This is a genomic window from Rhodococcus sp. IEGM 1307 (assembly GCF_030056915.1).
Classification (GTDB): Bacteria; Actinomycetota; Actinomycetes; order Mycobacteriales; family Mycobacteriaceae; genus Rhodococcus_F; species Rhodococcus_F opacus_D.
The window spans coordinates 434331-454189 of sequence record NZ_JASHKW010000004.1; the positions used below are offsets into that span (position 1 = coordinate 434331).

The 19859-nt window shown below is 68.3% G+C and carries 24 protein-coding genes and 1 pseudogene; 7 read left to right on the top strand and 18 right to left on the bottom strand.

The genetic code is table 11. The features are described 5' to 3' along the window. Positions 1 to 31: 31 nt before the first annotated feature. Positions 32 to 784: an FAD-dependent thymidylate synthase gene (gene thyX, locus QM841_RS10730; protein ID WP_283331948.1), complete on the bottom strand. Its 753-nt coding sequence runs from the start codon at positions 782 to 784 to the stop codon at positions 32 to 34. 337 nt (positions 785 to 1121) lie between these two features. On the opposite strand from thyX, the pseudogene QM841_RS10735 reads away from it, so the two are divergent. From QM841_RS10735 to QM841_RS10750, 4 genes and pseudogenes are all read left to right on the top strand, one after another. After that, positions 1122 to 1445 (top strand): annotated as a pseudogene (locus QM841_RS10735) (tyrosine-protein phosphatase); the annotation flags it as partial. Between the two features lie 109 nt (positions 1446 to 1554). Continuing rightward, positions 1555 to 1791, top strand: a complete 237-nt coding sequence (locus tag QM841_RS10740; protein ID WP_283331971.1) for a tyrosine-protein phosphatase — start codon at positions 1555 to 1557, stop codon at positions 1789 to 1791. A gap of 27 nt (positions 1792 to 1818) precedes the next feature. Beyond that, positions 1819 to 2295 (top strand): toxin-antitoxin system HicB family antitoxin, encoded by a 477-nt coding sequence (locus QM841_RS10745; protein ID WP_283331949.1) that lies wholly within the window; start codon positions 1819 to 1821, stop codon positions 2293 to 2295. Between the two features lie 102 nt (positions 2296 to 2397). After that, the gene (locus QM841_RS10750) at positions 2398 to 2832 is read left to right on the top strand and encodes an SRPBCC family protein (RefSeq protein ID WP_005240727.1); all 435 of its coding nucleotides are present in this window, start codon (positions 2398 to 2400) and stop codon (positions 2830 to 2832) included. Between the two features lie 4 nt (positions 2833 to 2836). On the opposite strand, the gene QM841_RS10755 is transcribed toward QM841_RS10750, so the two are convergent. The 5 genes from QM841_RS10755 to QM841_RS10775 form a co-directional block, all read right to left on the bottom strand. Continuing rightward, complete coding sequence (locus QM841_RS10755) at positions 2837 to 4069, bottom strand: winged helix-turn-helix domain-containing protein (protein WP_283331950.1); 1233 nt, start codon at positions 4067 to 4069, stop codon at positions 2837 to 2839. Positions 4070 to 4115: 46 nt separating this feature from the next. Beyond that, positions 4116 to 4574 carry a flavodoxin family protein gene (locus QM841_RS10760; RefSeq protein ID WP_009479998.1) on the bottom strand — a complete coding sequence of 153 codons (459 nt, stop codon included), beginning with the start codon at positions 4572 to 4574 and terminating at the stop codon, positions 4116 to 4118. A 29-nt stretch (positions 4575 to 4603) separates the two neighbouring features. After that, entirely contained in the window at positions 4604 to 5083 is a 480-nt protein-coding gene (locus QM841_RS10765) for a hypothetical protein (RefSeq protein WP_105414531.1), read from the bottom strand. Then, complete coding sequence (gene dapB, locus QM841_RS10770; RefSeq protein WP_061701336.1) at positions 5080 to 5838, bottom strand: 4-hydroxy-tetrahydrodipicolinate reductase; 759 nt, start codon at positions 5836 to 5838, stop codon at positions 5080 to 5082. The genes QM841_RS10765 and dapB overlap by 4 nt, the downstream gene beginning before the upstream one ends. 103 nt (positions 5839 to 5941) lie before the next feature. Next, positions 5942 to 6559 (bottom strand): TIGR03086 family metal-binding protein, encoded by a 618-nt coding sequence (locus QM841_RS10775; protein ID WP_280783261.1) that lies wholly within the window; start codon positions 6557 to 6559, stop codon positions 5942 to 5944. Positions 6560 to 6648: 89 nt separating this feature from the next. On the opposite strand from QM841_RS10775, the gene QM841_RS10780 reads away from it, so the two are divergent. After that, a complete protein-coding gene (locus QM841_RS10780) occupies positions 6649 to 7134 on the top strand; it encodes a MarR family winged helix-turn-helix transcriptional regulator (protein WP_280783260.1) in 486 nt (161 codons plus the stop codon). Between the two features lie 22 nt (positions 7135 to 7156). On the opposite strand, the gene QM841_RS10785 is transcribed toward QM841_RS10780, so the two are convergent. The 4 genes from QM841_RS10785 to QM841_RS10800 form a co-directional block, all read right to left on the bottom strand. After that, positions 7157 to 7597, bottom strand: coding sequence for a YdeI/OmpD-associated family protein (locus QM841_RS10785; protein WP_283331951.1), 441 nt, complete (start codon positions 7595 to 7597; stop codon positions 7157 to 7159). A 33-nt stretch (positions 7598 to 7630) separates the two neighbouring features. Then, complete coding sequence (locus QM841_RS10790) at positions 7631 to 8737, bottom strand: zinc-binding dehydrogenase (RefSeq protein WP_280783258.1); 1107 nt, start codon at positions 8735 to 8737, stop codon at positions 7631 to 7633. Positions 8738 to 8771: 34 nt separating this feature from the next. After that, positions 8772 to 10118 carry a M16 family metallopeptidase gene (locus QM841_RS10795; RefSeq protein ID WP_283331952.1) on the bottom strand — a complete coding sequence of 449 codons (1347 nt, stop codon included), beginning with the start codon at positions 10116 to 10118 and terminating at the stop codon, positions 8772 to 8774. A gap of 229 nt (positions 10119 to 10347) precedes the next feature. After that, positions 10348 to 11031 carry a HemK2/MTQ2 family protein methyltransferase gene (locus tag QM841_RS10800; RefSeq protein ID WP_280783256.1) on the bottom strand — a complete coding sequence of 228 codons (684 nt, stop codon included), beginning with the start codon at positions 11029 to 11031 and terminating at the stop codon, positions 10348 to 10350. Positions 11032 to 11187: 156 nt separating this feature from the next. Between QM841_RS10800 and QM841_RS10805 the strand changes: the two genes are divergently transcribed. Beyond that, on the top strand, positions 11188 to 11583 hold the full coding sequence (locus QM841_RS10805; protein ID WP_280783255.1) for an SRPBCC family protein: 396 nt from the start codon (positions 11188 to 11190) through the stop codon (positions 11581 to 11583). On the opposite strand, the gene QM841_RS10810 is transcribed toward QM841_RS10805, so the two are convergent. The 4 genes from QM841_RS10810 to QM841_RS10825 all read right to left on the bottom strand — a co-directional run bounded on the left by QM841_RS10810 (position 11580) and on the right by QM841_RS10825 (position 14547). Beyond that, positions 11580 to 12836, bottom strand: a complete 1257-nt coding sequence (locus QM841_RS10810) for a serine hydrolase domain-containing protein (RefSeq protein ID WP_283331953.1) — start codon at positions 12834 to 12836, stop codon at positions 11580 to 11582. The genes QM841_RS10805 and QM841_RS10810 overlap by 4 nt on opposite strands. 64 nt (positions 12837 to 12900) lie before the next feature. After that, complete coding sequence (locus QM841_RS10815) at positions 12901 to 13458, bottom strand: DinB family protein (RefSeq protein ID WP_105414522.1); 558 nt, start codon at positions 13456 to 13458, stop codon at positions 12901 to 12903. 67 nt (positions 13459 to 13525) lie between these two features. Beyond that, on the bottom strand, positions 13526 to 14131 hold the full coding sequence (locus QM841_RS10820) for a YdeI/OmpD-associated family protein (RefSeq protein ID WP_283331972.1): 606 nt from the start codon (positions 14129 to 14131) through the stop codon (positions 13526 to 13528). Next, entirely contained in the window at positions 14131 to 14547 is a 417-nt protein-coding gene (locus QM841_RS10825; RefSeq protein WP_105414520.1) for a VOC family protein, read from the bottom strand. Before QM841_RS10825 ends, QM841_RS10820 begins: the two co-directional genes overlap by 1 nt. 89 nt (positions 14548 to 14636) lie before the next feature. Between QM841_RS10825 and QM841_RS10830 the strand changes: the two genes are divergently transcribed. Continuing rightward, on the top strand, positions 14637 to 15599 hold the full coding sequence (locus QM841_RS10830; protein WP_271209931.1) for a helix-turn-helix transcriptional regulator: 963 nt from the start codon (positions 14637 to 14639) through the stop codon (positions 15597 to 15599). Positions 15600 to 15606: 7 nt separating this feature from the next. Here the strand turns inward: QM841_RS10830 and QM841_RS10835 are convergent, their stop codons facing one another. From QM841_RS10835 to QM841_RS10850, 4 genes are all read right to left on the bottom strand, one after another. Then, entirely contained in the window at positions 15607 to 15903 is a 297-nt protein-coding gene (locus QM841_RS10835; RefSeq protein ID WP_009479982.1) for an MTH1187 family thiamine-binding protein, read from the bottom strand. An 892-nt stretch (positions 15904 to 16795) separates the two neighbouring features. Then, a complete protein-coding gene (locus tag QM841_RS10840; protein ID WP_283331954.1) occupies positions 16796 to 17833 on the bottom strand; it encodes a DUF2332 domain-containing protein in 1038 nt (345 codons plus the stop codon). Between the two features lie 100 nt (positions 17834 to 17933). After that, complete coding sequence (locus tag QM841_RS10845; protein ID WP_317567504.1) at positions 17934 to 19127, bottom strand: hemerythrin domain-containing protein; 1194 nt, start codon at positions 19125 to 19127, stop codon at positions 17934 to 17936. A gap of 29 nt (positions 19128 to 19156) precedes the next feature. Next, on the bottom strand, positions 19157 to 19816 hold the full coding sequence (locus QM841_RS10850) for a TetR/AcrR family transcriptional regulator (RefSeq protein WP_105414516.1): 660 nt from the start codon (positions 19814 to 19816) through the stop codon (positions 19157 to 19159). Positions 19817 to 19859: the final 43 nt, after the last annotated feature.

Below are 19859 nucleotides of genomic sequence, written 5' to 3' on the forward strand. Positions count from 1 at the left end.
ACCCGGTGACCCAGGTACTTTTGCACACCCGTCACGCGTCGGCGGAAAACGTGCTCCGTGCCACCTCCGTGCCGTCGCCCCAGACCAGTACCTCGAAGTCGCCGAAGACATTCGGCGCGGCCGCCTGCAGCTGCCTCAGGCACTCGACCGCGACGCGGCGAATCTCCACGTCGGCGTGCTCGGTGGCGCGCATCGAGACGAAGTGCCGCCACGCCCGGTAATTGCCGGTGACCACCACGCGGGTCTCCGTGGCGTTGGGCAGGACGGCCCTCGCGGCCTGCCTCGCCTGCTTGTTGCGCAGCGGCACGCTGGAGGTGTCCGCCAGTTTCGTTTCGAGGGCCGCGAGGAGTTCGCCGTACGCCGCCCGGCTCGCGTCGGTGGCCTTAGCGAACAGCTCCTCGAGTTCCGGGTCGCCCGCGATCGCGGGAGGGACGACGACATTGCCGTCGTTCTCCCGCACGAAGCGCTGCGACAGCTGCGAGTAGGAGAAGTGGCGGTGCCGGATCAACTCGTGGGTGCAGGACCGGGAGATGCCGGTGATGTAGAAGCTGACGGTGCCGTGTTCGAGGACCGACTCGTGCCCGACCTCGAGCAGATGGCGCAGATATCCGGCGTTCGTCGCGGTGCGGGGGTTGGGTTTGGACCAGCTCTGGTAGCACGCCCGTCCCGCGAACTCTGCCAGCGCTTCGCCGCCGTCGGCGTCGGTCTCCCACGGAATGTCCGCCGGCGGAAAGAACTCCGTCTTCGCGACGAGTTGCACCCTGAGCGGCACGGTCTGCGGCACTGCGCTGTTCCTCCTACCGAACTCCCTGGTCGGGAGTCCCTCCTGAATGCATCGACCCTAGTCGCAGCGTTGATCGGGGGCTCGGCGTGCCCCGTTCCGGCAACGGCCCGGTTCCCGTGTGTTCACCCGCGCGTGTCAGTCTCGTCTCGCCCACACTGTCGGTGGTGCCGCAGATTCGCGAGGGAGACTTCCTGTGCAGTACCGGACAGGCCGCGCTCGCCGCGCCGTCGTGATCGCAGTTCTCGGGACAGCGGTTCTCGGGGCCGCTCCCCCGGCGTTCGCCGGACCGCCCGCGACGGGACCGTCGGTTGCCGAGAGTCCGGCACAACACACGGCCGTGCAGCGCTCGCTCGGGCTCGAGGGCGTCCGAAACGCCCGTGACATCGGTGGATACCCGACGGCAGACGGCGCCGTCGTCCGCTCCGGTCTGGTGTTCCGCACGGACGCGCTGGACAGGCTGACCCTGCGCGACCTCGCGCAACTCGAAGCTTCGAACGTCACGATCGTCGACGACCTCCGCACGACGTACGAGCGGACGCTCGCACCGGATCGGCTTCCGGCCGGCGCAGCCGGGAACTGGTACGACGTGCTCGGGCAGTCACCGATCACCACTCTGGTCGACATGCCCGCCGCCTACCGCGCCTTCGTGACGGGACCGGGTGCGAACGAGGCGTTCTCGGCGGTTCTGCACGACATCGCGGCGTCCGACGGCGCCGTGATCTACCCACTGCAGCGCTGGCAAGGACCGCACCGGGTGGACGACGGCCGTACTGCTCACCCTCCTCGGGGTCCCGCGCGAGGCTGTGACCGCGGACTATCTGCTCAGCAACACCTACCGCGGAGCCGATCCGGAGCATCCTGGACTGGACGGCGTCGACCAGGCGTGGCTCGACATCGCGTTCGACACGGCCGTCGCCACCTACGGCAGCTTCGACGCCTACGTGTCGGAGGGGCTGAAGTTGTCCGAGGGCGACATCGCCCGGCTGAAGTCACGACTGCTTGACTGACGTCAAGTATGACGCCATGATGGCGTCATGGACCTCGGCAACTACGTCTCCCGGCTGCAAGACGACCTGAACGCGGCAGCCGCACTCGGCGACGAGCAGACGCGGGCGACCGCGTCGGCGCTCGCCGCCGCGATTGAACCCGCCGCCCGGCTCCTTCTGCTCTCGGCGCTCACCGATTTCGCGGGTGAAGTGTCGTCCGAGCTGGGCAATCGCAGCGTCGGTGTGCGTCTGAACGGCAGCGAGGTGGCGGTCGACGTGCATCGCACCCCCACCGCGCCGGGGCCGGACGGGGACGGGACCACGACTGCCGAGGACCTGGGTGCCGCCTTCGATGACGTCACCGGTGACATCAGCCGCGTCACTCTGCGTCTGATGGATCAGATCAAGTCGAAGGCCGAGGAGGCCGCCTCCCAGAACGGGGTGTCGCTCAATTCCTGGGTGTCGCAGGCGGTCCAGGGCGCGCTCAAGGACCAGATGCGCCGCAGCGGGAGAGACAATTTCTGAGCACCGGCGTACTCACTCCACGCGCCCGTCGGCGGCGGTGATGTAATTACGTCGCATCAGCCACACGGTGAGAGTCGCCACGGGCTCGAAGGAGCGAAGAACATGGCCGTTTCCGGCGTCAAGGAATTCGAGATCAAGGCCGATCCGGCCACGGTGATGGCCGCGATCGCTGCGGTGGATCGCCTGCCCGAGTGGTCCTCGGCCCACAAGTCGGTCACCATCGAGAGCACACACGACGACGGCCGCCCCCATCGAGTCCGGATGAGCGTCTCCATCCTCGGGATCAGCGACGAGCAGGTCGTCGACTACACGTTCGAGGGCGACGACACGGTGTCGTGGCACCTCGTCGAGAGCGGCCAGCAGAATGCCCAGGACGGCTCGTACGTCCTCACCGAGTCCGGCGCAGGCACCAAGGTCACATTCGAGTTGACGGTCGACCCGAAGATCCCGCTGCCCGGGTTCCTCGTGAAGAAGGCGCAGAAGACGGCACTCGAGACCGCGAGCAAGGGTCTGACGAAGTTCGTCGAGAGCCTGTAGTTCCTCACTCTCCTCGCGGCCGCACCGCCGCGGCCGCGAGGAGGGCACCGAGGTTGCCGCGATCGTCCACCCGGACGTCGTCCAGACCCAACCACGTTGCCATTCTTCGCAGTTCCGGGAGCAGCGCCTCCACCACATGCCCCGGATTCCGGTCGGGTTCCACGAACGCGGATCGCACCTCGAGCGTTCCCGACGCACGGTCGGCCTTGAGATCGACCCTCGCGACCAGTTCACCGTTCAGCAGGAACGGAAAGACGTAGTACCCGTGGACACGTTTGTGCGCGGGGGTATAGATCTCGAGGCGGTACCGGAAGTCGAATATCCGCTCGGTCCGGGGACGGCAGAAGACCAGCGGATCGAACGGGCACAACAGCGCCGCACCCTCCACCTTCCGGGGAACCCGCACGTCGCGGTGAACGAGTGCCGGCGCATCCCAGCCGCGGACTCCCACCCGTTCCAGGATCCCGTCCTCGACGAGTTCCTCGATGGCCGAGGCGGTCTGCGCCGGCGACAGTCGGTAATAGTCACGGAGGTCGGGTTCGGTGGCCACACCTAGGGCCCGCGCGGACCGCTGCACGAGGCCACGGACGGCATCGTCCTCCGAGACTTCCTCGGCGAGTATCGCTTTCGGCAGCACACGTTCGCTCAGGTCGTAGTGACGGGTGAAGGCGACCCGCTTGTCCACCGCCAGTGCGCCGGACGCGAACAGTTGCTCGCACACCACTTTGGTGTCGCTGCGATCCCACCACGGCCCCTTGCGGTCCGGCTTGTCGACCTCGAGGTGTTTTTCCACGTCGCTCGCGCTGCACGCACCGACGGCGCCGATCACGTCGAGCACGTCGGCGGCGAGCGTGGGATTGCGATCGAGCACGCGGGATTCGCCGGACCAGCGACCGTGCCGGTACCGGTGCATCCGCCAGCGCATCAGCGGCCAGTCCTCGACGGGGATGAACGCTGCCTCGTGGGCCCAGTACTCCGCCAGCATCCGGGGTGCGCGGGCGGAATGCGACCACGCCGCCGAATCGACCAGCCCGCGGTCGTAGACACCGAGACGGCTGAACAGCGGGACGTAGTGGGCGCGCACCGCCACCGACACCGAGTCGATCTGGAACAGCCGCACTCGGTCGAGGACCGAACGGACGTGCCTGCGTGTCGGCGCCCCAGCCGGTTTCCGGTCGGCGAACCCCTGCGCCCAGAGCGCCGATCTCCGGGCCGCGGCTGCGGTCATCTCACGCATGCCCGCAGCCTGCCATCAACCACCGACACGTTGCCGGCCGCGACCGTCAGGCGTCCTCGGCCAGCGTCACCGCGACCGTCGCGCCGAGTTCGTAGCACCGCTCCCGTGCGCTCGCGTCGAGCGATCCGGTCAGTTCCAGGATCTCGGCCACCTGCGTGAGTGCCAACCCGGTCACGATCTTCTGCACCGATGTCACGGCCCCGGCGGTGTCGTTGTTGCCGTGCACCCAGAGCCCGTAGGGGCGGCCGGCGACCGCGTCGAGGCACGGGTAATAGACGGTGTCGAAGAAATGCTTCAGCGCACCGGACATGTACCCGAAGTTGGCGGACGTCCCGAACAGGAACCCGTCTGCTGCCAGGACGTCGGGCACGGTCGCGCCGAGAGCGGGGATCGACTTCACCTCGACGCCGTCGATGTCGGGGTCCCGCGCGCCTTTCAGCACGGCTTCGAGGCACTCACGGGTCACCGGCGACGGCGTGTGGTGGACGACGAGTAGTGACTTCACAGTCGTCAGCGTACGACCGGGCCCGTTTCCTACCGGCCGGGCTCGCCTTCCCGTTCGACGCGTTCGAGTTCCACGGCCCGTTTCATCGTCTCCCGGGCCCTGCCGCGGTCGCCGGCGTAGTCGTAGGCGCGGGCGAGGCGGTACGAGTTCCGCCAATTGTCCGGGTCTGCTTCCCATTCGGATTTGACCTGCTGGAACAGTGCGTCGGCGGCATCCCGGTCGATGCGGCCCGAGGGGCGCTTCGGCAGATCGCTGACATCCAGTTCGAGCCCCTCGTCGGCGATGCGGCGGGACAGATGCTGATGCTGGAATCCGGCGCGCAGCGTGGCGTAGACGATCCAGGCGCCCAGGAACGGCAGGATCAGGACGCCGACACCCAGGCCGATCGCGGCCGCTCCGCCGTCCTGGATCAGCTCGATCCCGCGTTGGCCGAGAAGGACGAAGTAGAACGCCAGCGCCGCGACCAGCAGTCCGATCGTGACGACGGTCTTGGTCGAGCCGTCCTTCACAGGTCGAGAAGGGGGTCGATACCGACGGTCAGGCCGGGACGGGAGCCGATCTCCCGTACCCCGAGCAGGACGCCAGGGGCGAAGGAATTGCGATCGATCGAGTCGTGCCGGATGGTCAGCGTCTCGCCCTGTGTGCCGAGGATGACCTCCTGATGGGCGACGAGACCTGCCAGCCGCACGGAATGCACCCGCACGCCGTCCACGTCGGCGCCGCGGGCACCGTCCAGTTCGGTGGTCGTGGCGTCGGGGCTCGGTCCCACGCCCGCCTTGCGGCGTGCCTCCGAGATGAGCGCGGCGGTCCGGTAGGCGGTGCCGGACGGCGCGTCCGCCTTGTTGGGGTGATGCAACTCGATGACCTCGACGGAATCGAAGAATCGTGCCGCCGCCTCGGCGAAACGCATGGAGAGAACGGCACCGATCGCGAAGTTCGGGGCGATCAGGACCCCGACCTCGGGCCGCTCCGACACCCACGACCGCACCGTGTCGAGCCGGGCGTCGTCGAAGCCCGTCGTGCCCACGACGGCATGAATACCGTTGGACACGAGGAACTTCAGGTTGTCCATCACCACGTCGGGGTGGGTGAAGTCGACGACGACCTGCGTGCCGGCCTCGACGAACGTCTCCAGCCGGTCGCCGTGATCGACCTCCGCGACGAGTTCGAGGTCCGGTGCCTGCTCCACCGCCTCGCAGATCGCTCGGCCGACCTTGCCCTTGGCCCCGAGAACCCCGACCCTGATGGGTGCTGCTGCGCTCACTTCTCCACGCTCCGTCCAGTCACAACGATTCGCCCGAAAGCCTACGCAATCGCCGGGTGCCGGCCGGTGTGCAGGGGCGGGGCGGGAGACCTGCGTCTCGTCGTCAGACGCGGCCGGCCTCGTACTCGGGGTGCCAGTGCGGTGATCGGCCGAGCAGCGACAGCACGGTGTCGAAATCGGCGGAGTCGGGGTCGGTCGGCAGGCCGGGCGCGAACGCGGCTCCCTCGCGCATCCGGTCTGCCCCGTCCGGGACGAGTCGTGCGATCGGGAGAACCGCAGCCACCATGCCGGATTCGGGCGCGAAGTCGAGCCCGAGTGACCGGGCGACGTCCCACGAGTGCACGACGTAGTCGAGGAAGTGGAACCCGACGGCCGTGGATGCGGGGAAAGGGAACTCGGTGCTGATCTCCGGTAACCAGAACTGTCGCTCCCCGACGCCATCCCTTGTGAAGGCCTCGATGACGGTGTGGGCCGCCGAGCGGTACGCGCCAACGGGATCCGCCGACGTGTGCGGCTGCCAGTTCGACGGGTCGGGACCGCCGCCCGCGGCCGCTGCGGCGAATCCCAGGTGCTGCACGGTCATATGGGCCAGCAGTTCCCCGAGAGTCCACTGCGCACACGGGGTCGCGCGCTGCAGATCGTCGCGGGTCACCTGCGACACGAACTCCACACTCGATTGCACGGCGCGGACATCCCAGCGCCGGACCTCGTCCACATCCATCGTCGACACCTCGTCCTCGACTCGAATTGATACGCGTCCGCTTATCATCTACCTCAGCCTATGATTGGTCAAGGTGTATTTTCTGCGATATGCCCAGCCTCGACCCGACCAGCGGACAGCACGAACGCACTCGCCCCGACCTCGCGGCGATGACGACCGCTCTGAACCGTTCGCTGGTGGCGGCAGAACTCCCCGTGCTCGCGGAGCACGGACTCACCATGTGGGGATACGTCGTGCTCCTGGCACTCGACGAGCACCCGCTGCGCACCCAGGCCGCGCTCGCGGAAGCAATCGGCGCCGACAAGACCAGGATCATCGGCGTGCTGGACGACCTGCAGGTCCGTGGTCTGATCGACCGTCAGCGCGATCCCGCGGACCGCCGGGCCCGCCTGCTGTCGCTGACCCCGGACGGGCACGACGTGCGCGACTCGGCGCAGGCGGCGATCCGGCGAGGCGAGGAGCGGCTCCTGGCCAGGTTGCCGGAGCGCGACCGCAAGGGATTCGTGTCCGCGCTGATCGCGCTGTCGACTCTGCCGGTCGAGGACATCACCGGGCGCCCGGCCGACTCCGCCTGACGGAAATTGCTGCCGGTTGGCCTCAGCCCTGCCGCAGCGCGTCCACGGCCTTGCCGATCCGGCGTTGCCGGGTCTCGTCCGTCTTGGCACCCTCTATCGAGAGCACGTGGCGCCGCTGGTTGCTGTACGACAGTGCGTCGAACGCCCTTCTCGCGTCCGGTTGCCGGTCGAGCGCGTCGGCGAAGTCGGGCGGAACCGTCACGACCCTGGGTTCGGTGTCGAGTTCGACGTCGACGTCCACCTCGTCGCCTGCCGCGGCGCCCGCACCTGCCCTGTTCTCGGCACTGAGCGGAATCATGAACGCGCCACCCATCGGCGCGACCGTGGTGCGGTAGGTGTGACCGCCGATCGTGACCCGGACCGCCGGGCGCTTACCCGACCCCAGGTCCGCGACGACGTTCTCGGGGATCCGGAAACCGGTCGCGGTCTTGCCGCCGAGCTCGATGGTGGTGCGAAACCTCATGGGCAGAATTCTGCCCGCGACCGGCCCGCCGGGTCAGTCGAACACGATGATCTGCCGGATCGCCTTGCCGTCGGCGAGTTCGTCCATGCCGCGGTTGATGTCGTCGAGCGTGATGCGGGAGGAGATGAGCTTCTCCACCGGAAGCTTCCCGGCGCGCCAGAGGTCCTCGTAGATCGGGATGTCCCGCGACGGCACCGCCGACCCGAGGTAGCTGCCGATGATGGTGCGGGCCTCGGCCACCAGGGTGAGCGGGGAGATCGACGACCGCGCGTCGGGGGACGGCAAACCGACGGTGATCGTCTTGCCACCGGGAGCGGTCGCGCGCACAGCCGACTCGAATGCGCGCGCGTTGCCGGCCGCCTCGATGACGATGGGTGCCCGGACACCGGCTTCCTCGAGCTCCGCCGGGGTGTAGACGGCCGTCGCGCCGAGTTCGCGTGCGGTCTGCAGCTTCTCGGGAACGGCATCGACGCCGATGACCTCGCCGGCACCCCGGGAGACCGCCGTCAGGATCGCGGCCATCCCCACTCCACCGAGCCCGACGACCATCACGGCCTGGCCGGGTTGCGGATCGCCCGCGTTGAGGACGGCACCTCCGCCGGTGAGGACGGCGCATCCGAGCACGGCCGCCACATCGGCGGGGACGTCGTCGCCGACGGGAACGACCGAGCGGCGGTTGACGACCGCGTGCGTTGCGAATCCGGACACCCCGAGGTGGTGGTGCACGGTGTCGCCGCCGCGGTGCAGTCGCGCTCCCCCGTCGAGCAGGGTTCCGTCGTTGTTGGCACCGGTGCCGGGCACGCACGGCATCCGGCCGTCGGTGGCGCAGCCCTCGCACTCCCCGCAGCGAGGGAGGAACGTCATCACGACGCGCTGTCCGACCGTGACGTCGTCGACTCCGGCTCCGAGTTGCGTGATCCGCCCCGCAGCCTCGTGCCCGAGCAGCATCGGGACCGGGCGCACCCGGTTGCCGTCGACGACGGACAGGTCGGAATGGCATAGGCCCGCCGCCTCGATCTGGACGAGGATCTCGCCCTCACCGGGCTCGTCGAGGTCGAGTTCGGAGATCGAGATCGGCGCCGACTCGGCGAACGGGCGGGTTCTCCCGATCTCCTCGAGTACCGCTCCACGGATCTTCATCTCGGGCTTCTCCTCTGGTTTCGGCGAATCCTCGTTACCGCACGATGCCGCGCACCGAGGCCGGCAGGTCACGCTTGCGACGATACGGTCCGACGACGGCGGCGCCGAACGGGCGTTGCAGCAGCACTCGCGCGACGTCGCGCACCTCGTCGGTGGTGACTGCGTCGATCTTGCTCAGGGTTTCGGTGATGCTGCGGTGATTGCCGTAGTTGAGCTCACTTCGGCCGATGCGGTGCATCCGGGATCCCGAATCCTCCAGTCCCAGAACAAGTCCGCCCCGCAGCGATCCCTTGGCGCGGGCGCACTCGGCGTCGGTGATGCCCTCGGCGGCCACGTTCGACAGCACCTCCCGGATCACCGTGGTGACCTCGCCGAGGTTCTCGGGCTGGCACCCGGCGTAGATCGAGAACGCACCGGTATCGGAGAACGTGTCGATGCCCGAGTACACCGAATACGCCAGGCCGCGGATCTCCCGCACCTCCTGGAAGAGCCGGGAACTGAGACCGCCACCGACCGCGGCGTTGAGCACCGACAGCGCCCAGCGGTGTGACTCGTGCCGCCCGAACGCGCGCACCCCGAGGGAGAGGTGGACCTGTTCGCTGTCCCTGTTGGTCAGGCTGAGGGTCGGCCCCGTCCGCAGGCGCAGGGTGCCTGCGCGTCGCGGGGCGGGTTCGGACGCCGAGTCGAGGTGCCCGGCGAACGCGCGCCGGACCAGCTCGACCGTCGGTTCGTGCTCCACGTTGCCGGCGACGGCCACCACCATGCGCGGTGGCGTGTAGCGCCGCACGTGGAAGGAGTGGAGTTGGGTGCGGGTCATCGATTCGATGGATTCGACGCTGCCGATGACGGGCCTGCCGACGGGATGGTCGCCGTAGAGCGCGGTCAGGAACGCGTCGCCGAGGAGGTCTTCCGGGTCGTCGTCGCGCATCGAGATCTCTTCGAGGACCACCTGGCGTTCCACGTCGACGTCGGCGGACCGGCAGCGGCCCCGCAGGACGACGTCACTGACGAGGTCGATCGCGAGGGGCAGGTCGTCGTCGAGCACGTGCGCGTAGAAGCAGGTGTGTTCCTTGGACGTGAACGCGTTGAGCTCCCCGCCGACGCCGTCCATCACCTGCGCGATGTCGAGGGCGCTGCGCGACGGCGTGGCCTTGAACAGGAGGTGCTCGAGGAAGTGCGCCGCCCCGGCGACGGTGGGCTGCTCGTCGCGTGATCCGACACCCACCCAGACGCCGACGGACGCGGATCGGACACCGGGAACGTATTCGGTGACCACCCGGAGCCCGCCGGGGAGCACGGTGCGCCGGACGCCGGCATCCGGCTCGTGGAGGGTCGGCGCTTGGGTCAGTGCGGCAGTGCGGCTGCGATCGATCTTGGCCATGTAGTGGTTCAGCAGTCCTCGAAAGCTGGGCGTCGTCGAACGGCAAACTTTACACGCGGCACCCGGCCGTCCCTCACCAGCCTCGGCGATGTGGTTGTGAGCCCGATCAGCTCGCTGTTCCTGAGGACGGCCACGGCGCGAACAACACGATCCTCGGCAATTGTGTCCCGGTTGCGACGAACCACGTGAACCACTCACCAGTGCCGTGGCAAGAACAGTTCGATGCCGGTCAGAGTCCGGGTCGGCGTGGGGGGTCGCAAGACCGGAGGTCGGTCGCCGTGAGCACCGCGATGCGCTCGGTGCGCTGGCCCGGCCGGATCATCTCCCGCGCCTCCAGCATCCTCGTGCGGGACGAGAGGGCGGGACCGAACGGCACGTCCTCCGACGCGACCACGTCCACCCGCAGTCCCCGCTCCTCCAGCATCGCCCGTGTCTTGTCCACCCCGTTGAGCGTCGACTGGACGAGGAGCAGGGTGCCGCCGGGAGCGAGAAGGTCGGGGGTTTCGCTGCAGATCCGATCGAGCACGGCGCGCCCGTCGACGCCCGCATCCCAGGCCCGCGCGAGTACCCGGCCCGGTCTGCCGTCGTTCGTCGCAGGCGCGTAGGGCGGGTTGGCCACGACCACGTCGAAGCGAAGAGTCCGGACGGAGTCCACCAGGTCGCCCCGCACGACGCGGATCGTCCGGCGGTGCAGTTTGGCGTTGAGCCAGGTACTGATCGCGGCCCGGCGCGACACGTCGACCGCCGTCACCCACCCCGCCCCCGCCGCGCAGGCCTCGACGCTCAACACCCCCGTGCCACAGCAGAGATCGAGCACCCGCGAGCCCGGTCCGAGATCCCGGGCCGCCAGCACCTCGGCGAGCAGCCAGGTGTCACGCTGGGGCCGATACACCCCGGGTAGACGAACGAGCATGATCGGCTCCCTCCCTCGCCGTTCCCTCCCAGCGTGGCCAGTACCCCGAGTTACATGCAACTCGACACGGGCCAATTCACCCGGTGTTCACCTCCGACCACTTCCCGAGCCGCATCTGCGGTGTCTGCCGGGGTCGAAACCGGGTATTCCTCCCCCGTGCCGCATTCCTTCTCAGCTGATTCCGACGCCTCGGTGGACGTCGCGTGGGCGCTCGTCTCCCGGCCCTCGCGCTGGCCCGAGTGGGCGCCACACCTCCGCGGCGCGTGGGGTCTCGGGTCCCCCGAGGTTCAGGCCGGCCGGCGCGGAGCGGCGCGACTGCTCTGGATCGTGCCTGTTCCCGCATCGATCTCGGCCAAGACACCGGGACGTTCCTGGACCTGGCGGGTGGGACCGATGACGCTCGATCACGCCGTCGAGCCCCACGGTGCCGGCTCGCGGATCACGATGACGATGTCCGCTCCCGGACCTCTCGACTCCGCACTCGCGGTCACCTACGGCCCGGTGGTGCGTACTCTCGTCCGTCGCCTCGCCCGCGTCGCGGGTGAACGCTAGCCGACCGCCATCGGCGGCGCGTCGGTCGGAGCGAGTTGTGCGCCGATCTTCCGGAACAGCCTGTCGGCCTCGTTCTTGTAGGCCCCCGTGTCGTCGAAGGCGGCCGGCTCGTACGTGACGGCGACGGCGACGGCGATCTTCTGCGAAGGCAGATAGGCCTCGACCGCCGCGGATCCGCTGAACAGCGGGTTCTGCATCAGCCAGTTGCCCACGATCGGCAGTCCGAGCCCGTAGGTGTAGTCCTCCGACTGCGGGAAGCAGGTGGTGCAGCCGGGCAGCGCGGTCGTCTTGCCGCGCAGGTCCGTCGACACCATGGCCTCGTAGGATTCGGCCGACAGTAGTTCACCCGTGCCGATGGCGACGGCCGTGTCGTGGAGGTCGTAGATGTTCGTGGTCTGGACGGCGCCGTGGGTGATGGTCCAGGACGGATTCCAATACGTGGATTCCTCGTAGAACGGTGCACCGGGCGGGATCTGCAGGGCCTCGCGCCGCTCGGACGAGAACGCGTGCAGGACGGGTTCGGGGATCGCCGCCGTCCCCGGATCCGTGGTGTCGTCGAGGCCGAGCAGACCGAGCACCTTGTCCTGCATGAGGTCTGTCATCGGCTGACCGGTGATCTTCTCGAGAGCCAACCCGAGGATGACGTAGTTGGTGTGGGCGTAGTTCCAGTTGGTCCCGGGTTCGTAGAGCAGAGGCTTGGGCGTGGCGAATGCCAGGAGTTCCTCAGGCGTCCAGTTACGGAATGGCGCCGCGTAGAGGGCGCGGTCGAATTCGGTGTTGCCGATGACGTAGTCGACGTAGCCCGAGGTCATCTGGGCGAGCTGGCGGAGGGTCACGCGGTCGGCGTGCGGAATGTCGGGCAGCCACTTCGACACCGTGTCGTCGAGACTCACCTTCTTCTCGTCGACGAGCTGGAGCAGCAGCGTGGACACGTAGGAGATGGCGACCGCGCCGTTGCGGAAGTGCATGTCGGTGGTGGCGGGCACTCCGGTCATCGACTCGCCGAGCGCCTGGGTGACGATCTCCTTGCCGTCGACGGTGACACGCACGATCACCGCCTTCAGGTGACTCTCCGCCATGGTGTCGCGCACGATCTTCATCACGGCGTCGGCCTGCGCCGGATCGGCCGACGAGACGGCAGAACCGTTGCTCGCGTCCGCGGAGGAGGAATCGGGGGACGAGGTGTTCGCAGTGCACGCGGCCAGGAGAGCGAGGACGCACGTCAACAGGAGAACCCGCCGAGTCGGTGGCATACCCGAGCTTGGCAGATCCGGTCGGCCCCGGGAGTGAAACCCGTGGAGCCGGCCGGGATTCCGGTCAGGAAATCGGGCGGCGCAGATAGAGATCGCGCAACAGCGCCACCTCGGCGCCGTGATGGATGACCTCCCGGTTGATGTGCAACACCAACGCCGCCATCGGATAGTCCGCGAACGCTCCCTCGCTGGCGCCGCACGGCCGGGCGAACCCCTCGACGCCGAGGCTCCGGACACCTGCAGACCAGGCCGCATAGTTCTCGTCGAGTTGCGCGAGCGCCTCCGCCGCGGTGCCGGCGTACTCGAACGTCTGATAGTCGACGGGCGGCCCGCCGAAGTGACTGGCGATCCGCATCCCGAAGACGCCGACGACGAGATGCCCGAGCCGCCACGCGATGGTGGTGACCGGTGGCGGGTCCGGTTCGGGAAAGGCGAAGTCGATGGTGAACGCGCCACTTCCGGCCTGGACCGGCGCCTGCGACTGCCCGCGCGGGCGCACACTCCAGCCGTCCGGCGCGGGTTCCCAGAAATACTCCTCGTCGGACAGTCCCTCCAGCCGGGGACGCAACTGCTGCTCCCAGTGCCAGCCGAGCTGGTCGGCGAGTTCGCGCGGCCAGTCCATGTCGTGTCTCCCCTCGTCCTGTCTCCGATTCTCCCTGTCTCCGATCGGGACACCGGTCTCGAGACGGCTACCGCACACCGTCCGGGACCCGGACCCCCGGATGATTGGCCCGGAGGTTCATCGCCGCCAGCGTGACCGTCCGCTCGATCCGCCGCTGCCTCGTGTCCGGCTTCCTGGCTGACGCTATCCACTCCAGGATCAACCGGGTCGAAGACGGCGGAAACTTGTCGAAGTTCGCGCGCGCGGCGTCGTGTCGCCCAAACGCTTCCTGCAGATCGCCAGGGATGGTCGCGCTGTCCCCGTTCGCCGTGTTCTCCCAGGTCCCCTTGGCCTTGGCCAGATCGATGGCGGCGTAACCGTGCTCGGTCATCAGTCCCTGCTCGATCATCTCCGCCGCGCGCTGCCGGTTCACCCGGCTCCAGGTGCTGCGCGGGGTCCGCGGCGTGAAACGCAGTGCAGAACTGTCGGCGTCACGTCTGCGGTGCAGGCCGTCGATCCACCCGAAGCACAGGGCCTGCTCGATCGCCTCGTGGTAGCGCACGCTCGGCGTTCCGCTGTCCTTGTGGTGGATGATCAGCCAGACCTCCGTCTCGGACCGGCAGTTCTCCGAAAGCCAGGCACGCCACTGCGCGGTCGTGCGAGCGACGACGGTGTTCACGTCGTGGGTGTCCATCACGCGCCTGCCTTCGCAGCCAGAATGTCCAGGTAGTGCTGGTTGAACATCACGCCGAGGATGTTTCCGAACGGGTCGGCCACGGATGCGGTGACGAATCCGGGCCCGTGTTCGATCGGCTTTCCGTGCAGGGTGGCACCTAGCGACAGCAGCCGCTCGACGCTCGCGTCCAGATCGTCGACGTGCCAGTAGGTCATCGTGTTCTCGACACCGCGTGACCGGTCGGGCGTCGCGAATCGGCTGTCGATGATGCCGAGTTCGTGCTGGTAGTCGCCGAGCCGGAACTCGATGTAGGCGGGTGCCCCCGCCACCGCGCGCACGAAATACGGCTCGACTCCGAGCAGTTCGGTGTACCAGGCCTGGGCGGCCGTGAGGTCGTCGGCGTAGAAGTTGACGGTGGTGAGTCCTCGCAACATGGGTGATTCCCTTCCTCGGTCGGTGACAACATTCATCCTCCAACCCAAAGTGCTCACCAATTGAGCACTTTCTGCGGGAAACTGAGGACATGCGCGCTGACAGACTCGTCGCCACCCTCCTGCTGATGCAGTCCCGGGGTCGAGTGACCGCCGCCGAGGTGGCGGACGAACTGGAGGTGTCCGTCGCGACTGCTCGCCGCGACCTGGAAGCGCTGTCCGCTGCGGGGATCCCGGTGTACCCGCAGTCCGGGCGTGGCGGCGGGTGGTCGCTCGTGGGTGGCGCTCGCACCGACCTCAGCGGGTTGTCCGCGACGGAGGCGCAGGCGCTGTTCCTTCTGGTCGGCCCCGCGGCCGCCGTCTCGGGCGAGGCCAAGGCCGCGCTGCGCAAACTCGTGCGGGCGCTGCCGCAGACCTTCCGGGCCGATGCCGAGGCCGCCGCCACTGCCTCCATGATCGATCCCACCCGGTGGGGCGAACGCGATCGCCGCAGGCCCGAGATGGTCGACCTGCTGCAGGCCGCCGTGATCCGGCGCCGGAAAGTGCGCCTGACGTACACGAACAGCGCCCGACAACGGTCCGAGCGGCTCGTCGACCCGTGGGGTCTCGTCGACAAGGACGACATCTGGTATCTCCTGGCCGGGACCGAACGGGGACAGCGGACCTTCCGGGTCGACCGGATCGTCCACGCCGAATCGACGGAGCAGCCCGCCGAGCGCCCCGACGACTTCACACTCGCCGCGGCGTGGGAAGAGGTGGTCGGCGAGGTGGAACAGCGGCGTTCGACGACGTGGGCGACCGTGCTCATCGACGCCAGGTTCGTGCCGATCCTGCGCGATCACTTCGGGCGGCACTGCCACCGCGACGGTGAGGACGACGACGGTCGCGCCCGGGTCCGTCTCGCCGCACCGACCCCGTTGGACATCGCCCGGAACCTCGCCGGCTGGGGCTCGATGGTCGAGGTGCTCGAACCTCGATCGGTCCGGGCCGAGCTGGCCCGGATCGGCACGGAACTCGCCCACCACTATGCCGGCGAACATGGTGAGGGCGGATGACCGAGCCTCAGTCGGTCAGGTAGCGCTCCACCGTCTCGACCTTCGCTCGCAGCTGATCGCTTCGACCCGGCCGGATATCCGCTTTGAGAACCAGACTGACCCGCGGAAACTGTTCCAGCAGAACGTCCGTTGCACGCTTCACGACGGCCATCACCTCGTCCCACTCACCCTCGACGGTGGTGAACATCGACGTGGTCTCGTTGGACAGTCCGGATTCGCGGACCACCCGCACGGCCGCGGCGACCGCGGCACCGACGCTGTCGGAGTCCCCGCCCATCGGGCTGACGCTGAATGCCACCAGCATGTGCTCTCCTTCTCCGGGAATAGACGACCATCATCGAATCACCTCTTCCAGGCTTCCGCTGCACCCCGATCGCCCGCCCGAACAGGTCGTACCACAAACACACGTCGGGCGGCGTCCCTGATCAGGGGGCGCCGCCCTCGAGCACGAACGTCTGGTTTCCAAGCTGCATGGTTGCGCGGGGTGAAATGTGGCCTCGGCGTCAGACATCCCCCCGCCTGACGCAAGCCCACCGCGCTGAGCCCAGATAGTGGGCTGTGCTTGTGCGTGGGTGCCTACAACTCGTGCTGGGCGCCACGACCGAGAGGTGGAATCTTCTCTTCCGGTCCGACCTTGGTCTGCCGTGGCTCCGTACCTCAGGTCTACCCCGTATGTCCGGATAAGGCAACGAACGTGGGCCAGGGCGCGCCGGCTGATGCTTCCCACTCGCCCGATACCCGAGCTGCACAGGTCACCGACCCGGTCCGCCGGGTACGACAGACCTCACTGCCGAGGCGTACAAAGGAAATACACCCGTGAGGCTCGGCGATGGTGAGACAAGCCGCCATCCGCGTGATCTACGTGACAGGAAGAGCGATCTCCTCCAGCCACCCGCACAGAGAGGACATCGCATGGGAGTTCCGTGGGCATCACGGGCACGATCGGATGCGTACTGGGAGCAACAAGTCTCCGGCGAAGCGCGCAGCTGCGACAGCGGCGAAACCACAAAATCCGCATCCTCCGACACCCGCCCGACCCTGGCCGACCACAGCCTGACTCACCGCAACACTGACGCAACCGACGCCCCACCTGCAGATCACAGCGAGTGAATTCGCCGGCCTCGGGAGAAAACGACCCACACCCGACAATCCCGCACAGCGGCAACATCATTCAGTTTCAAGGGATGTCCGGTTCGTCAGGAGTCTGCCAGCCACGCCAGCACGCGGCCCCGCGACCAACAGCGGCCGATAGCCTCGGCGGGCCGAGCCGACCGGTCGAACACGGCCAGGCCGATGAGGCTGTGCCCAGAGGCGTGGCGATCGCCGAGCGTGGGTATCGTCGGTGCGACTCCGACTCCCTCCACTGACACCCACGCCACCGGCCGGCCGGCTGCCGCTTCGTCGAGGCGGTCCAGGAAGCGCAGGCGACTCTCGCCCCGGAAGCGCGACAGCGCCCACGTCGTGGTGACGACAGGCAGGGCGTCCGCGGGCACCCGGGCGACGGCGTCGGGCATCACCTCGACGGCGTCGCCTTGCAGCAGCAGCGGAGGGGCCGTCGCCGCCAACGCCATCTCCGCGTCGAGCCTCGCGATCCGCTCGGGCTGATCCGGCCCCAGGCAGGCGCGCAACCATCGGGCCTCGTCCGCGTCGGTCACGTCGACGGGATCGAGGTCGACGCCGATCCGGGTGACGACCTCGGGCATCACTCGCGCCGGGACGGGCCGGTCTCCCACGATCGAAGCCGACAGCTGCACGGGAGAGGACGGGTCGCCCAACGACTGTCCGTTGCTGTACGTGATGCCCACACGGTCGACATTGAGGTTGAGCCCAGCCGAACAGCCCACGTCGATCAGCCCCACCGCATTCGCGCCGAACCGGCGCGCCGCCTCGGCAATGGCCGGATACAGCACGGTGGAGCGTCCGGTCTCGTCGGGCCGCGTCTTCCGGCGCACGGCGAGAGCCACGACCGAGTCGGTCATCCGCAGCAGGGTGTCGACCGCCGCGTCGGCAGCAGCGTCGCCGTCCGTAGCGGCATAGGCCGAGGCAAGCCCCGGAGCGCGACCGGCGAGGGCGAGGTCGTGCAGCGCGGCGAGAATCACCGTGGGGTGTCGCTTGCGCGCCGGGGCCGCCTCGATGGCGCGCAGCGCCTCGTCGGACTCACTCAGTGCGACGGCGACGCGCCCGTACAGCGGTGACCTTTCGGCGGCATCGACCTCACCGAAGTGTCGGTACACCTGAGCGAGTGTGCGGGCCCTACCCACGAATGCAGCGCTTCCTGCGGTCACCTGACATCGACGCTGATTCTAATGGCGAGCACTCCAACGTGACAGGAGATCACGCCGTTCGGGGCAGCGGCGACCCGGTAAGCGCACCGGCGCGCGCCTGCCGCCGCAGCGCCTCCAGATTCTCCCGCATCTGCGGCCGCATGTCCCGGTGCTGTGGCTGCAGGCGTGAGTAGAGCGAGAGCAGCGGGCGGTACGGCAGTACGTCGATCCGATACGAATGCGTCACCCGGGTCCCGTCGCCATCCGCTCGGAAGATGTATGACCACGTGGTCGAGTCGTGGTACAGCGGGTTGCGCCGATCCGACACCGTGCGGAATGCGAACATCCTGCCCGGCTCGGCGGCGGTCACCTCGCAGACCCGGGACCAGCGCATGTGATGTGCACGGTTGTGCCCCCGGAATCGGGCGCCCACGGTCCCCGGCGGCCGTCCCGGTAGCCACGCGCAGCTGCGGCACTCGGGGCTGCGTTCGCTGATTCGGGTGACGTCGGCGACCGCGTCGTACAGCTGCCGAGCCGGGGCGTCGATCCACAATTCTGCCGAGCCGTCGGTGCGGGGTGGCTGGTGGAGCCGGGGGCTCACGTCGAGGTCGGCGCCCCACCGGGCGGCGCACGCCCGCCGATATGGTCGTTTGAACGCATGGATCAGCATGAACCGGGTGGCCGGATCGACTTTGCGGACGGTGACGTCGTAATCTTCCCGGTCGACACCGTCGACGATCCAGTGAGCTTCGATGCCCAGCGCCCGCTTGGTCTTCGAGGCGATGAACACCTGCTGCTCCACGTCGTCCCACTGACGACGGGTCAGGGTGCGGGCGACGATCGGCATCATCTCGTCCTCTTCGCGCTGCAGATGCGGCAGCAGAACCTGTTCGAGAACGGTGAGGGAACGCGAAAGGTCTTCTCGGGCAGCCGGATGCGCACGGTATTCGGCTGCCGCGGCGGTGACCCGCTCCATCTCGGGGCCGATTCGCGCATGGTCGGCGTCCATCACGTCGAGCAGTGCTCCGGCGGCCGGGTTCAACTCGCGGACCAGCGGCCATAGCCCACGGTCCTCGCCGCTGTGGTGCAGGTGCAGGAAATGCATCATCCACACGAGGTGATCGGCGAGTGCGACCCGCTGGGTCCGCGCGGGCGGAGGTGTTGTGCGCAGCACCTGAGAGGCGCGGGCGATATCGCGGCGCAGTGCGCTGTGAACGATGCGCATGATACGAGTGTCGGCAGGAGGCAGAGTGTCGGTTGTCATGACCTACTCCAAACAAAAGCGCCCGTGTGTCACACCGGGCGGTCGAGGATTTCTTCGATGCGGTCGATCAACCATGACTCGTAACGGTCGCGACTCCAACCGCATTCGTCCACGAGCAGGGCGTAGACCTGGTCGCCGGTCTGGACCCACAGTTCGTCGACCTGACCAGCATCGGCGTGATGGCCCGTGATGAGGTGTGCGACGTCGGCGACCGAACGCCTGCGCTGCCCCTCCAGGTCGGCTGCCACCGCTGCGAGCGTGGCATCCGCCGTCGCCCCCTGACGGATCGCCACGGCCAGGCGGTAGATGCGCTCGTTGATCCTGGCGATCATGCGCGATCCCATCTCGATGCGGTCGCCGGTCGTGCGCCCCGTACCGATCGCCGTGTAGACGGGCCGGTCGGCCAACGGCACCTGTGCGTCGTCGCCGACGATGGCGACCTCGAGCGCCGCCTTCAACAGGTGGGCTTTGGATCCGAACGTCGTGTAGACCGTTTCGACGGAGACCGCCGAGGCCCGCGCGACATCCCTCATGCCGGTGCCGACCCAGCCGTGCTCGGCGAACAGCCGGGTGGCGGCCTGCAGTACGACCGCCCGCGTCTGAGCTGCCTGCATCCGACGCAGCGGAGAGCGGTAACGGCGGGTCCCGGATCCGCCCGGCTCCGCCGAGTCGTAGTCGACCGTCGCCATACCCCCAATTCTAGAACGTGCAGGTTTTCAATACAATGCTGTT